Here is a 13,677-nt window from a genome sequence, read left to right on the forward strand (position 1 = left end):
CTTGAAGGCAGAAGTTCGGGCTTTATGTAGTAATCCCGCGGGCGGCAATGCGGACAAAGCAAGAGGTGTGCAATCCGGCGAACTGGCAAGTGGCGCGCCAGTCTAATCAGGACAGCCGAATTCGTGCGCCGACCGGGGCTATACATTGCATTGCATGTGGCAGTGTACCGTTCCTCTGATGATTCCCAGTCCGGGCTTCGGCCCGGCAGGAGTCTGCAAGGACCTCGAGAAACCGTTGAGGGCAGTAAGGCAAGACGTCGTTGGTTTCGAGGGGTCACCCCACTGGCGCCGCCGGTTTCCAGCGCCTCACCTGGAAATGGCGGTACAAGATAGATGTGAACGAGGAGTACAACAAATGAAAACGCTGAACAATGCATCGAAAATCCTGTTTGCCGCTGCCCTGATGGCGAGCCTCGCCGCTTGCAAGCGCAATGACACCACCAGCACGACCGGCACCGGCGACACGTCGGCGACCGCGCCGAGCAGCACGTCGGGCACCAGCGGCACCACCGGCACCACCGGCGCAGCGGGTGACACCGGCACCACCACCGGCACCGGCGCGACTGGCACCACCGGTACCGGCACCATGGGCACCACCGGCGATACCGGCACGGGCGCTACCGGCACCGGCACCACGGGCGGCGGCACCAGCGCAACCGGCACCACCGGCGGCGCAACCGGCACCGGCACCACCGGTACCGGCACCACCGGCACCACCTCTTCGGGCACCTCGGGTACCTCGGGCACGGCAGGCAGCGGCACCGGCAGCGACACCACCAACAGCGGCTCGACCGGCGGCACCACCCGCTGATCGGGTTGCCTGGCTGGGCTGCCTGTACGGGTTGCCCATGCAGGTGGGCATCGGCTCGCCGGCGTCGGCGTTCGTACCAGGCAGGGGATCGGCAAAGGGTTTCACCGACCCGTTGCGCCGGTCTGCCAGGGCAGTCGGCCGCGCCGGTGGCCGCTTCGCTCCATCGCTAAGGCAGGCACTCCACACGGAAGCTGGCGCTCCGTCGCCAAGGCAGGGGCTTCATCGTTACCGCGTGCACTGGACGCGGCAGATGCGGCGCCAGTGCATGCCGTTCCGACAGCATGCAATGCCGCGTAACCAGCCTCGTGGCTGTGTGACGCTGGCTGGCGCAAGACTCGGCGGCGGCTTCGGCCGCCGCCGTTTTTCATTCCGCTTCCCCGAGTCCCTCCCGGGATTCCTCTGCGCTCCAAAATCCTTTTCGTACCCGACCGGATACGCCGGCTTGCCTCGACCCGGCGGGCAGCGCCAATGAAAAAGGGCCTGCACAGGCAGGCCCCCAAGTCAGCGCGGGCCGGCCGCAGCCGCCCTGCCGGTCACGCTTCCACGGTACGCGGGCGGCGGCCCAGCGCGAAACGGCCTGCCTTGACGATCATGCGGAACACGAAACGCACCATCGTCAGCGTCAGGATCGCCTCCAGCAAGGTCTGCACGAAGGCCGGCAGCGGCGTGATGATCGCGGCGCGGCGGTGGAACTTGACCGCCATGCGGTCGCGCGCGATCTCGATGCTGTCGTAGAAAGTCGGCACCACCAGCAGCGTCAGCAGCGTCGAGGTGATGGTGCCGCCGATGATGGCGATCGCCAGCGGCTGGTAGAACTCGCCCGAGTCGCCCAGGGCCAGCGCCACCGGCAGCATGCCGGCGATCAGCGCGAAGGTGGTCATCAGGATCGGACGCAGGCGCGCGCGGCCGGCTTCCATCAGCGATTCCTCGCGCAGGACGTTGCGCTCTTCCACCGTCAGCACCCTGCCCTGCATGCCCTCGGCTTCGCGCGAACGCGCCGCGTCGAGCAGTAGGATGGCATTCTTGGCCACCAGGCCCATCAGCATGATGATGCCGATGAAGCTCATCAGGTTGAGGGTGCCGTGGGTCAGCAGCAGCGCCAGCACCACGCCGATCAGCGACAGCGGCAGCGACATCATGACGCCGAGCGGCGCGGTGAAGGAGCCGAACTGCATCACCAGCACCAGGTACATCAGGCCGATGCCCGATACCAGCGCGATGCCCATCTGGGTGAACAGTTCCTGCTGGTCCTTGCTCTGGCCGCCCAGCGACAGGCCGTAGCCCGGCGGGAAATCCATCGCCTTGGCCAGCTTCATGGCGTCGCCCATCACTTCGCCGTTGGAGCGGCCCTGCACGTTGGCGGACACGCGCACCACGCGCTTGCCGTCCTTGTGCTCGATCGCCGACGGTCCCTTGGCCATGGTGATCTTGGCGATCTGGTCGAGCGGCACCATCATGTTGCTGCCGCCGACGGCGATCGGCAGGCGCTCGATGTTCTCGGTGCCGACCCGGTCCTCGGGCACCAGGCGCACCGCCACGTCGCGCGTCTCGCCAGTGGGGTCGACCCAGTCGCCGACCTCGATGCCGGCGAAGGCCACGCGCAGCGCGCTGGCGGCGTCGCCCACCGAAATGCCGAGCATGCTGGCCAGACCGCGGTCGAGTTCGATCTGCAGCTCGTTCTTCGGATCCTGCTGCGACAGCGTGACGTCGACCGCACCCGGCACCTGGCGCAGCTTCGCCATGTAAGCTTCGGTCAGCTCCATCAGCTTGCGCGTGTCGGCGCCGGTGAATTCGATCTGCACCGGCTTGCCGTTGCCGCTCATGTCGTCCATGACGGTGTACTCGGCGCCGACCAGGCGCGCGATCTTGGCGCGCAGTTCCACGGCGACCTCGGCGGCGCTGCGCTTGCGTTCGCGGCGCTTGCCGATGTCGACGTAGATGCGCCCGCCCCCCGAGTTGATCGAGCTGTTGGTGTCCTTGGTTTCCGGCAGCGTGTGCGCCAGCGCCGCGGCTTCCTCGATCTTCTTCTGCGCATAGGCGACCGAGGACGAGGCGGGGGTGCGCACCTCGATCGAGATCTGGCCCGAATCCATGGCCGGCAGGAACGACGTACCGCCGAAGAACGCGTTCAGCGTCAGCGCGGCAACCAGGCTGCCGACCGCGATCACCGCCATCCAGCGCCGGTGGTGCAGCGCCCAGGCGATCACGTTGCCGTAGCGGTCGGCCTGGCGGTCGAACCAGGCGTTGAAGCGCGCCAGCTGCTTTTCCAGGCCCTTCTTCGGCGCATGGTGGTGGCCCGGCGGGTCGCCCCAATAGGCCGACAGCATCGGGTCCAGCGTGAACGAGATCAAGAGCGAGACGATTACCGAGCAGGTCACGGTCAGCGCGAACGGACGGAACCATTCGCCCGAGATGCCGGGCATGAAGGCCACCGGGATGAACACGGCCATGATCGAGAAGGTGGTCGAGGCCACCGCCATGCCGATCTCGGCGGTACCTTCGAGGGCGGCAGTGCGGCGGTCGGAACCGTTTTCCATGTGGCGCACGATGTTTTCGCGCACCACGATGGCGTCGTCGATCAGCACGCCGATCGCCAGCGACAGCCCGAGCAGGGTCATGAAGTTCAGCGTGAAGCCGCACAGCCAGACCGCGATGAAGGCAGCCAGCACCGAGGTCGGCAGCGACAGCGCGGTGATCAGCGTCGAGCGCCACGAATTCAAAAAGGCGTACACCACGAAGATGGTCAATACGGCGCCGAACACCAGCGATTCGATCACGTTGTTCAGGCTATCCTGGGCATCCTTGCCGCCGTCGTAGGACACTTCCAGCTTGGTGCCGGCCGGCAGTTCCTTGTTGATCTCCCCGACCATGGCGCGCACCTTGTTGGCGATCGCCACAGTCGAGGCGTCGCGCGAACGCACGATCTGGATGCCGACGTTGGGCTTGCCGTTGTGGCTGGACAGGCTGTTGACCTCGGCGAAACCGTCCTGGATGTCGGCCACCTGGTTCAGGCGCACGATCTGCTCGCCGTTGCGCTTGACCACGACCTGGGAAAAGTCTTCCGGACGCTCGATGCGGCCGACCAAGCGGATGCCCTTCTCGTCCAGATCGCTGCGCACCTTGCCCACCGGCGCATTGGTGTTCTGGCGGCTCAGTGCATTGGTGACGTCGGTCACCGACACGTTGAATTCACGCAGCTTTTGCGCATGCAGCAGCACCGACAGCTCGCGCCGCAGCGAGCCGTCGATGTTGACGTTGGCGACGCCGTCGATGGCGCGGAAGCGGTCGGCCAGCTGGTCTTCGGCCAGGCGCGAGATTTCCGCGTGGCTCTGGCTGCTGGACGACAGTCCCAGGTTCATGATCGGCTGGGCCGACGGGTCGACCCGGCGCAGCACCGGCTCGCGCATCTCGATCGGCAGCTTGTAGCGCACCGAGGCGATCGCATTGCGCACGTCGTCCGAGGCTTCGATCAGGTTGCGCTTGAAATCGAAGCGCAGCACGATGGTGGCGCTGCCTTCGTTGGCATAGGCGTGCACCTCGGTCACGCCGGTGATGCTCTGCATCTGCTTTTCGAGACGGTCGATCAGCTCGCGCTCCGAGGTTTCCGGCGACGCGCCCGGATACGGCACGTTGACCACGATGATCGGGATCTCGACGTCCGGGTTCTGGTTGACGCGCAGCTTGCTCAGGGCGAGCAGGCCCATGCACATCATGGCGATGATCAGCACGACCGTGGCGATCGGCTTCTTCACACTGAAATTGGAAAGGAACATGGCTTGTTATCCTGGTTATATTTCCTTCGGTTCCTTATTGCTTGGCCGCCGCCGGGGCGGTGCCGGCGCTCGCCAGGGCCGGCACCTTGGGCGCCGCCATCTCGACCTTCTGGCCATCCTTCAAACTGGAATTCGGGTGGCGCAGCACGGTGTCGCCGGCCGCCAGGCCGTTCCTGACCTCGAAATTGCCGGTGCGCGGATCGCGCGCGCCCATGCCCAGGTCGGCCTTGGCCAGCGTATTGCCCTTCACCTTCCAGGCGTAGGTCTTGTCGCCGGATTTCACGAGCGCCGACTCCGGCAACATCAGCACGTCCGCCGTCTCGGCATCGATGCGGCCCTCGGCATACAGGCCGGCCACGCGCGGCTGGGCGCCGCCGGCCAAGCCGACCAGCACCTCGACCTGGCGGGTAACGTCGTTGGCCGACGGATCGATGCGCCGCACCACGCCGTTGAACTGCTGTTCGCCGTAGCCGTTGACGCGGAACATGACCGGCTGCCCGACCTTGACCGCGGCGATCTTGTCGGCCGACACGCGGCCCTCGAAGCGCATGCTGTTGGGATCGATCACCTTCAGCAATTCCTTGCCGATGGCGGCGGTGTCGCCGTTGGACACCTTGCGGTCCGAGACGATGCCGTCGAAGGGCGCCCGCACCACGGTGCGGCCGACCTGCTGGCGCGCCGTCGCCATGCGCGCGCGCGCTGCCGAGATTTCACTCTGGGCATTGTTGCGGCGCACTTCGGCATCGTCCAGCGCCTGGATCGAGGTCATGCCGGACGCACGCAGCGTCTTCATGCGGTCGAGCGCGCGCTGCGACTGGTCGAAGGCCTGGGTGGCGGCACGCAGCGCTTCCTCCGTCGACAGCAGGCTGTCGCGCACGGAGCTTTCGTCCAGCTTGACCAGCACGTCGCCGCGCTTGACCGGCTCGCCGTTTTCCTTGAGCACCTGCATCACCACGGCCGAAACTTCGGCGCGCAGGTCGGCCTTGCGTTCCGGCTGGATCGAACCGGTGATCACCGGACCGGACGCCAGGGAATTGCTCTGCACCGTCAGCACGTCCTCGGACGACACCAGCAACTGGACCGGCTTGTCGCTGGCCTTGGCATCCGCCTGTTTGCCCGCTGTCTCGGGCTTGGCGGGTTCCTTGCCGGGTTTATTGCACGCGGTCAGCGCCGACGCAATGGCAAGAAAGATGAGGGTTTTGCGCAGCATGTGGTGGTTCTCCCGAGTGGACTCGTTGCTGTAATTAGAATAGAAAAAGCCAGCGCGCAGTATCAAACAGGCGCCCTTCTCCGTCAATTGACGGATCGGCAAAGCGCGGTTTTTGTGGGATGAAATGCAGATAGGCAGGATGAAATGCAGGGGTCAGAGCCCGGTGTTGCTTTAAAAAGGGCTCTGACCCCGGTGTTCAGCGGAGACGGTTTTAGAACCGGTGTTTCTTTTCAGGCTCTTTCAGCAGCTGAGCGATGCTACGTATGGATCCCCGCCGAGGGGGCCGCCAAGGCCGGGGACGACGTTGTTGCTAAGTCGCGTGTCGAGTAGATCACGCTTTATTTAACGAACAACCTGTACACCAGATTCCCCATCAAGATCCCGGTCACGATCCCGCCGCCGATTTCCACCAGCGTATGCCCCATCCGCTCGCGCAGCTTGCGATGTACAGGATCGGTGCCGGCCAGGCGGTTGATGGCAGCCGCCTGGCGCCCGACGTGCTGGCGCAGGTTGTTGGCATCGATCATCACGACGAAGCACAGGGTCACCGCCACGCCGAAGGCCGGGTGCCCCATGCCCTCGCGCAGCGCGATCAGGGTGGCCATGCTGACGACGGTGGCGCTGTGGTTGCTGGGAAAGCCGCCGTTGCCGACCAGGTCGAAGGCCCAGCGCCGCTGGCGTGCGCTGTTGATCAGGAATTTGATCGGGCCGACCGCCAGCCAGGTGAGCACGGGGGTCAGCAGGTAAGTCAGGTCCATGAAGTATCCATATAAAAGGTTGTGCGCGAAAGCCGGGCGAAATTATCGCAGATGCATTTGCCCGTCGCGAAATCGGCTGCGCCCATTCAGGGAAGTTGCGGGTAATATGTTGCTTGGTGTGGTATTTCAGACAATGGAGAAATCGATGCAACATTTCAGGCTGTCATTCGTGGTCACCATCGTCCTGCTCGGACTGGCGGCGTGGTGGGGCTTCGACCATGGAGGCAGCGCCGGCCTGCTGCAGGCACTGTGGATCGCGGCGGTGCTGGGCGTGCTGGAAGTCTCGCTGTCGTTCGACAACGCGGTGGTCAACGCTTCCGTGCTGCGCAACTGGAACGCATTCTGGCGCAAGCTGTTCCTGACGGTCGGCATCCTGGTCGCCGTGTTCGGCATGCGCCTGCTGTTCCCGCTGTTGATCGTCTCGGTGGCGACCGGCCTGGGCCTGGTCGACGTGTGGCACATGGCGATCGCCAATCCCGACGAGTATGCGCGCCACCTGACCTCCAAGCACGCCGAGGTGGCGGCCTTCGGCGGGGCCTTCCTGCTGCTGGTCTTCCTCAACTTCCTGTTCGACGAGGAAAAGGAACTTCACTGGCTGGGCTGGATCGAAGAAAAGGTCGGCACCTACGGCACCTCGGGCCTGGCGATCCTGCTGACCCTGCTCGCGGTATTCGGCTGCATGAGCCTGATGCCGCCCGAGCGCAAGCTCGACGTGCTGGTGGCCGGCGTGGTCGGGGTGCTGGTGTACGTCGGCGTCGACTGGTTCAGCGGCTTGCTCGAGGAAGAAGAATCCGATCCATCGGTCGGCAAGATGATCTCGCAGGGCAGCATCGGCGGCTTCCTGTACCTGGAAGTGCTGGACGCCTCGTTCAGTTTCGACGGCGTGATCGGCGCATTCGCCATCACCAAGGACGTGGTCATCATCATGCTGGGCCTGGCGATCGGCGCCATGTTCGTGCGCTCGCTGACGGTATTCCTGGTCCACAAGGGCACGCTGGAACAATTCGTCTATCTCGAGCACGGCGCCCATTATGCAATCGGCATCCTCGCCCTGATCATGTTCGCCAGCGTCGAGTATCATATTCCCGAGTGGTTCACCGGATTGTCCGGCGTGGCCTTCATCCTGGTGTCGCTGTGGTCGTCCGTACGCTACAAGCGGCGCCAGGAACTCCATCCCGCGGCGTGATCCGGCGCGGCTCGCACAAACCAGAGAAAGGAACAACGATGGCGATCAGTTTGCAAAAAGGCGGCAACGTCAATCTGTCCAAGGAAGACCCGAACCTCAGGAAGGTCATCATCGGCCTCGGTTGGGATCCGCGCGCCACCGACGGCGCCACCTTCGACCTCGACGGCAGCGCCTTCATGCTGCGCGCCGACGGCAAGGTGCGCGGCGATGCCGACTTCATCTTCTACAACAACCTGAAGTCCACCGACGGCTCGGTGGTGCACACCGGCGACAACCGCACCGGCCAGGGCGAAGGCGACGACGAGCGCCTGGAAGTCGACCTGACCCGCGTGCCGGCCGACATCGAGAAGCTGGCGTTCTCGGTCACCATCCACGAAGCCGACCAGCGCCGCCAGAACTTCGGCATGATCGGGCGCGCCTTCATCCGCTGCCTGAACGCCGACGGCGAGCGCGAGATCGCCCGCTACGACCTGTCCGAGGACAGCTCGACCGAGACCGCCATGATCTTCGGCGAACTGTACCGCTACGGCAGCGAGTGGAAATTCCGCGCGGTCGGCCAGGGCTACAACGGCGGCCTGGGGCCGCTGGCGCGCTCTTTCGGCGTGAACGCATAAGCGCCAGGACGAGACAGGCGTAGCGCACGGCATTGGACATTTTGACAATCCGGACGCCGATGGGCAGAATGGGCGCAACTTTATGCCGACCAACCCCGGATTGCCGACCCGACTGCCCATCATGCCCATTACCCGCCCCCGCCGTGCCGGCCCCATCGTCCTTGCCATCCTCGTCGCCGCGGCCGCTTTGTTCGCGCTTTATCTCTGGACCGTGCTGAACTGGTCGTACTCGGAAGGCGAACGCGCCGGCTACCTGCAGAAGCTGTCGAAGAAGGGCTGGCTGTGCAAGACCTGGGAAGGCGAGATCCTGCTGTCCAGCATGCCGGGCGCGATCCCCGAGCGCTTCGCCTTCACGGTGCGCGACGAAAACGTGGTCAGGCAACTGCAAGCCTCGATGGGCCAGCGCGTCCAGCTCAGCTATTCGCAGCACGTCGGCCTGCCGACCACCTGCTTCGGCGAAACCTCGTATTTCGTGGACAAGGCCATGGTCGGCGGCGTCAACCCGGTGGCGCCGAACAATACATGACAAACTGAAAACGGTGTGCCACCATGCTTTTCTTGCATGAAAGAAGGTGGCATATGAAAACCAGGTTGGCCACGAGGCTGCCCAGCATGGTCTTGCCGGCAGGTGCGCTGGCAGGCGCCCTGGCAGGCACGATCGTCCCGGCGCAGGCATCGACCATCGTCGACTGGACGCTGAACCGTCCCGAAGGCACGCGCCGCTACCTCGTGGTCGAGCCGGACAGGCTGGCCGCGCGCAATCGTCCGCTGGTCATCCTGCTGCATGGCCACGGCGCCAGCGCGGCGATGATGGTCGGCGTCGATTCGCTGGCCGGCTACCGACCGCAGGACTGGATCCGCCTCGCCGAACGCGAGCGCATCATGCTGATCGCCCCCGAAGGCAGCACCGCCAGCGATGGCAAGATCGACTGGAACGACTGCCGCGGCGATGCCAGCATCCGCAGCGACGACGTCGGCTTCATCGCCGAACTGATCGACAATGCGGTCGCCCGGCTGGGCGCCGACCCCGAGCGCATCTACGTGTTCGGCAGCGCCAACGGCGGCGCCATGGCCTACCGCCTCGGCATCGAGCTGGGGCCGCGCCTGGCCGCCATCGGCGTGCAGGGTGCGCTGATGCCGGCCCAGAGCCGCTGCCGCGCGCCATCCCACCCGCTGTCGGTATTCGTCACCCACGGCACCGCCGATCCGGTGATGCCCTACGGCGGCGGCAAGGTCGGCAACTGGCTGCTGCGCGAGCGCGGCAACGGCCTCGGCGCCGAAGAGTCGCTGGCGGTGTGGCGCCGCCTGGCCGGCCTGGGCGGCGGCCCCTACCGTTCGCGCATCCCGCACCTGCAATCGTCGGACCCGACTTCCGCGATACGCTACGTCTGGGGCGGCGACCCGGCCCAGGTGCAGGTCGAGCTGCTGCGCATCGACGGCGGCGGCCACGTGCCGGCCTCCAAGGGCGACGCGTTTCCGTGGTGGCTGAACAAGCTGGTGGGCAACATGAACCGCGACGTCGACACTGCCGAGGAAGCGTGGATCTTTTTTAGGGACAAGCGTGCCATCGTCAAGCAATAGGAACGGGACGGCATGGGATTGAGCGTCGATCCGGAGGAAGTCGAGTTCATCGCCATCCGCGCGCAGGGGCCGGGCGGGCAAAACGTTAACAAGGTGTCGTGCGCGGTGCATGCGCGCTTCGACATCGCGGCATCGTCATTGCCGCCGGAGGTCAAAGCGCGCCTGCTGGCGCTGCCCGACGCGCGCATCACGCGCCAGGGCGTGGTGGTGCTCAAGGCGCAGGGGTCGCGCAGCCTGGAGCAGAACAAGCTGGACGCGCTGCGGCGCTTGCAGGAACTGGTCGACGCCGCGGCGCACGTGGCGGCCGAACGCCGCGCGACCCGGCCGACGCGCGGCTCGCAGCGGCGGCGGCTTGACAGCAAGACGCGGGCGGGACGGACCAAGGCGTTGCGGGGCAAGGTGAGCGAGTAGACGCGGATGGCCGCCTACCGACACTGCTGTGCCGCTTATATTGCTGATCTAAAAACCGCCGTTCCCAGCATTGCCGGAAACGACTCCCAGGCATTGCCGGAAACGACTCCCCGCGCAGGCGCATTACTGTCCAAGATAGTATTGCTGGCTTAAAGACCGTCGTTCCCGCGAAGGCGGGAATCCATACCGAGCGTGCTCAATTCATCGATCGGAAATATCTAGTCAGTAATAAATGATCGACTTCGATTAGTTGGCATGGGTCCCCGCCTTCGCGGGGACGACGAGTAATTCCCTATACGCGTCGATCTATTCCAGTACAGGCAACAGGTAGATCATCCATTCCCGCGCTGACGCGCCACCACGTCCGCCAGGCGCGCCGCGGCCTGGGCGGCCGACGGCTGCTGCGAAAACCGCTCCAGCACCTCGCGCGCCAGGTCTTCGGATTCGGCGCGTTGCTTGGCCTCTGCCTGGCGCGTCTCGATCTGCACGCGCAGGGCGCCCAGTTCGGCCAGCTGCTCGTCCTGGCGGCCGGCTTCCAGTTCGACCAGGCGGCGCTTGGCCTCGGCCATCTCCTGGGTGGCGTGGGCGGTCTTGCGCTGCATCTCGGCGGCCTGCTGCGCCTGTTCCAGCAAGGTGCGCTGGGCATCGCGCTTGTCGATCGCGGCCTGGGCGGCGGCCTGCTCGGCCAGCTCGCGCGTCCTGGCCAGCTGCGCGCGCTCTTCCTCGGCGGCGGCGCGCGCTTCGGCGGCGGCGACCGCGGCGCGCTCGGACGCCATGCGCGCACCGGCGGCCTCGCTGGCGCGGGTGTCGGCAGCGGCCTGCTGGCGCTGCGCGGCCAGCTTCTGTTCCAGCAGCGCCAGCGCGGTGCGCGCGGCGTCGGCGCCGGCGCGCTCGGCGGCGATGGCTTCCTCGTCCATGCGCTGCAGGCGCAGCGCCAGCTCGGCGTGGCCGGTTTGGGCGCGCGCCAGCTCGGCGGCGCGCGCCTGCTCGGCCCTGGCCAGCGCGGCTTCGTGTTCGGCCCGCAGCGCGGCCAGCGCTGCGCCATGTCGTTCGGTTTGCGCGGCCAGCGCTGCGCCATGTCGTTCGGTTTGCGCGGCCAGCGCTGCGCGATGTTGTTCGGCTTGTGCGGCCAGCGCCGCGGCGTGTCGTTCGGATTGCTCGGCCAGCGTCGCGCCGTGCGGTCCGGACTGGTTCGCCAACTCGGTGCGATGCCGTTCCGACTGCGCCGCCAGCGCCGCCTGCTGCTCCCCGTCTTGTGCGGCCAGCGCGGCCTCGTGCAATCCGGCCTGTTCGGCCAGCGCGGCGCGGTGGCGTTCGGCGCGCTGCGCCAGTTCCGTTTCCTGCTGACCGGCGAGCGCGCCCAGCGCCGCATCCTGTTCGGCGGCCAGCGCGGCCAGCGCCTGCATGGCCGCCTCGCGCCCGGCGTGCAGCGCGGCCAGGGTGCGTGCCTGCTCGGCGGCCTGGGCGGCTTCGGCCTGCTCCAGCGCGGCCAGCGCTTCCTGGTGTGCGGCGGCGGCGGCGGCATCGGCGGCGGCGGCGCGCTGGGCTTCCAGTTCGGCCTGGCGCGCCGCCAGCAGGCGCTGCTCGTCGGCGGCGCGCGACTGCATCAGGCCGGCCTGCTCGCGTTCCGCCGCCGCGCGCTCGGCCGCGGCGCGCTCCAGCGCCCGTTCGGCATCGATGCGCGCCTGCTGCAGCGCCAGCGCTTCCTGCTCGGCCTGCACGCGCGCCGCCTCCGCCTGCGCCAGCGCCTGGCCGTCGGCAGCACGCCGCTCCGCCAGCGCCACCGCTTCGCGCTGCAGCGCGGCCTGCTCGGTCGCCGCCGCCAGCGCCGCTTCGGCCGCCGCATTCTCGGCAGTACGGGCCTCGGCCGCGGCCTGGGCCAGCACGGCGCGCTGTTCGGCCAGTTCGCGTTCGCGCCGCTGCTGCTCGGCGTCGCGCAGTGCGGCTTCCTGTTCGACCTGGTCGGCCATGCCGCGCTGGCGTGCGAGCTCGAGGGCAGCGCGCTCGGCGTCCAGGCGCGACTGGGCCTGCTCGGCTTCGCGCTCCTCGGCGGCGGCGCGCTCCAGCGCCACGTCGCGCAGCTTGCGGTCGGCCTCGATGCGCGCCTCGGTGGCGGCCAGGATGCGCCCTTCCGCCTCGCGCCGCGCCTGGGCGCTGGCGGCGGCGGTGTGTTCCAGGCGCTCGCGGTGCACGGCAGCGTCGCGCAATTCCTTCTCGGTCTGCAAGCGCATGCGCAGCGACTGGGCGGCGGTGCGCTCCGACTCGGCCTGCGCCACCGCGATCGCCTCGCGTTCCTGCTCGACGTGGGCCAGGGCGCGCGCTTCTTCCAGCGCGCGCGCCTCGGCGGCGGCGCGCGCGAAACTCGATGCCAGCGCCACCTGGTCGGCGCGCTCGCGCTGCTGCGCCAGGTCGAGCGCCTCGGCCTCGGCTTCGGCCAGCTTCTCGGCGGTCAGGCGCGCGGCCCGTTCGGCGCGCTCGCGCTCGCGCGCCAGGATCGCCACGCGCGCGTCGGCGCTGGCGCTGTACGAGACTTCCTCGCGCGCCGCGTGTACCGCCGCCAGGCGCTCGGCCGCCTGCATGCGCGCCTGCTCGGAATGCAGGGCCAGTTCGTCGGCCTCGCGTTCGGCGCGCGCAGCGAACTCGGCGTCGGCCCGGGCCTGTTCCTCGGCGCGGCGCCGCGCTTCCTCGGCGGCGCGCGCGCGGCCCTCGGCGGCCAGGCGGATCTGGGTATCGGCCTCGACCCGCTGGCGCAGCTCGGCGGTTTCCTGGCGCATCGCTTCCAGGCGTTCGCTGGCGGCGCGCGCGGCGGCGCGCAGGGTGTCGATGCGGTCGCGGTTGGCCTCGATCGCCTCCTCGGACGCCTGGGCGTTGGCCAGCGCGGCGGCGGCGGCCTGGGCATCGATGGCGGCGCGCTCCTCGGCCAGGCCGCGCGCGCGCGCCTCGGCGTGGGCGCGGTTCTCGGCCGCCACCGCCGCCTTGGCTTCCGCCTCGACGCGCGCGATGCCTTCCTGGATCGCACGCTTTTCCAGGTGCGCGCGCTGTTGCGGCGCGTCCGGTTGACCGGCCGGCGGCGCGGCAACCGGCGGCGCGGCGGCCGATGCCGCGGCGACCGGCGGCGCGGACGGGGCGGACGGCGTGACGGGCACAGCCGCCGGCCCCGCGGCGGCCGTCGGCACCGGTGCGGCCGGCGTCAGGTCGATCGTGAAATCGGCGTCGTCATGCGGTGCGTGGTCGGTCATGGATGTTCTCGCGGTGGCTGCGTTGGGCGGCGTCTGGACTGCGTCCGGTCTGCATTCGGGCGCATTCGTGCCGGCCTGGTGCGCGGCACGGACG

Annotated in this window: 10 protein-coding genes; 6 read left to right on the forward strand and 4 right to left on the reverse strand. The window is 67.8% G+C overall.

Features of this window, described 5'->3' with window-relative positions:
* Nucleotides 1-355 precede the first annotated feature (355 nt).
* The gene (locus HH212_RS00445) at nt 356-811 is read left to right on the forward strand and encodes a hypothetical protein (protein ID WP_169433596.1); all 456 of its coding nucleotides are present in this window, start codon (nt 356-358) and stop codon (nt 809-811) included.
* A 533-nt stretch (nt 812-1,344) separates the two neighbouring features.
* Here HH212_RS00445 and HH212_RS00450 read toward each other — a convergent pair.
* The 3 genes from HH212_RS00450 to HH212_RS00460 form a co-directional block, all read right to left on the reverse strand.
* Nucleotides 1,345-4,584: an efflux RND transporter permease subunit gene (locus HH212_RS00450; protein ID WP_169433597.1), complete on the reverse strand. Its 3,240-nt coding sequence runs from the start codon at nt 4,582-4,584 to the stop codon at nt 1,345-1,347.
* Between the two features lie 34 nt (nt 4,585-4,618).
* Nucleotides 4,619-5,794 carry an efflux RND transporter periplasmic adaptor subunit gene (locus HH212_RS00455; protein ID WP_169433598.1) on the reverse strand — a complete coding sequence of 392 codons (1,176 nt, stop codon included), beginning with the start codon at nt 5,792-5,794 and terminating at the stop codon, nt 4,619-4,621.
* A gap of 338 nt (nt 5,795-6,132) precedes the next feature.
* Nucleotides 6,133-6,552, reverse strand: a complete 420-nt coding sequence (locus HH212_RS00460; protein WP_169433599.1) for a divergent PAP2 family protein — start codon at nt 6,550-6,552, stop codon at nt 6,133-6,135.
* Between the two features lie 145 nt (nt 6,553-6,697).
* Here HH212_RS00460 and HH212_RS00465 point away from each other — a divergent pair, with 145 nt between their 5' ends.
* The 5 genes from HH212_RS00465 to arfB all read left to right on the forward strand — a co-directional run bounded on the left by HH212_RS00465 (nt 6,698) and on the right by arfB (nt 10,344).
* A complete protein-coding gene (locus HH212_RS00465) occupies nt 6,698-7,738 on the forward strand; it encodes a DUF475 domain-containing protein (protein ID WP_169433600.1) in 1,041 nt (346 codons plus the stop codon).
* 38 nt (nt 7,739-7,776) lie between these two features.
* The gene (locus tag HH212_RS00470; RefSeq protein ID WP_169433601.1) at nt 7,777-8,352 is read left to right on the forward strand and encodes a TerD family protein; all 576 of its coding nucleotides are present in this window, start codon (nt 7,777-7,779) and stop codon (nt 8,350-8,352) included.
* Nucleotides 8,353-8,473: 121 nt separating this feature from the next.
* Complete coding sequence (locus tag HH212_RS00475; RefSeq protein WP_169433602.1) at nt 8,474-8,878, forward strand: DUF8785 domain-containing protein; 405 nt, start codon at nt 8,474-8,476, stop codon at nt 8,876-8,878.
* 53 nt (nt 8,879-8,931) lie between these two features.
* Complete coding sequence (locus HH212_RS00480; protein ID WP_229217489.1) at nt 8,932-9,933, forward strand: CE1 family esterase; 1,002 nt, start codon at nt 8,932-8,934, stop codon at nt 9,931-9,933.
* A 12-nt stretch (nt 9,934-9,945) separates the two neighbouring features.
* On the forward strand, nt 9,946-10,344 hold the full coding sequence (arfB, locus tag HH212_RS00485) for an alternative ribosome rescue aminoacyl-tRNA hydrolase ArfB (RefSeq protein WP_169433603.1): 399 nt from the start codon (nt 9,946-9,948) through the stop codon (nt 10,342-10,344).
* 332 nt (nt 10,345-10,676) lie between these two features.
* On the opposite strand, the gene HH212_RS00490 is transcribed toward arfB, so the two are convergent.
* Nucleotides 10,677-13,583 (reverse strand): coiled-coil domain-containing protein, encoded by a 2,907-nt coding sequence (locus tag HH212_RS00490; protein WP_211172432.1) that lies wholly within the window; start codon nt 13,581-13,583, stop codon nt 10,677-10,679.
* Between the last annotated feature and the right edge of the window lie 94 nt (nt 13,584-13,677).

This window comes from Massilia forsythiae, from assembly GCF_012849555.1.
In the GTDB taxonomy this organism is placed as follows: domain Bacteria; phylum Pseudomonadota; class Gammaproteobacteria; order Burkholderiales; family Burkholderiaceae_D; genus Telluria; species Telluria forsythiae.

What these genes read in the sequence shown, in the direction of transcription:
- HH212_RS00445 (WP_169433596.1), top strand. Translation starts at nt 356, where the DNA reads ATGAAAACGCTGAACAATGCATCGAAAATCCTGTTTGCCGCTGCCCTG.
- HH212_RS00450 (WP_169433597.1), bottom strand. Translation starts at nt 4,584, where the DNA reads ATGTTCCTTTCCAATTTCAGTGTGAAGAAGCCGATCGCCACGGTCGTG.
- HH212_RS00455 (WP_169433598.1), bottom strand. Translation starts at nt 5,794, where the DNA reads ATGCTGCGCAAAACCCTCATCTTTCTTGCCATTGCGTCGGCGCTGACC.
- HH212_RS00460 (WP_169433599.1), bottom strand. Translation starts at nt 6,552, where the DNA reads ATGGACCTGACTTACCTGCTGACCCCCGTGCTCACCTGGCTGGCGGTC.
- HH212_RS00465 (WP_169433600.1), top strand. Translation starts at nt 6,698, where the DNA reads ATGCAACATTTCAGGCTGTCATTCGTGGTCACCATCGTCCTGCTCGGA.
- HH212_RS00470 (WP_169433601.1), top strand. Translation starts at nt 7,777, where the DNA reads ATGGCGATCAGTTTGCAAAAAGGCGGCAACGTCAATCTGTCCAAGGAA.
- HH212_RS00475 (WP_169433602.1), top strand. Translation starts at nt 8,474, where the DNA reads ATGCCCATTACCCGCCCCCGCCGTGCCGGCCCCATCGTCCTTGCCATC.
- HH212_RS00480 (WP_229217489.1), top strand. Translation starts at nt 8,932, where the DNA reads ATGAAAACCAGGTTGGCCACGAGGCTGCCCAGCATGGTCTTGCCGGCA.
- arfB (WP_169433603.1), top strand. Translation starts at nt 9,946, where the DNA reads ATGGGATTGAGCGTCGATCCGGAGGAAGTCGAGTTCATCGCCATCCGC.
- HH212_RS00490 (WP_211172432.1), bottom strand. Translation starts at nt 13,583, where the DNA reads ATGACCGACCACGCACCGCATGACGACGCCGATTTCACGATCGACCTG.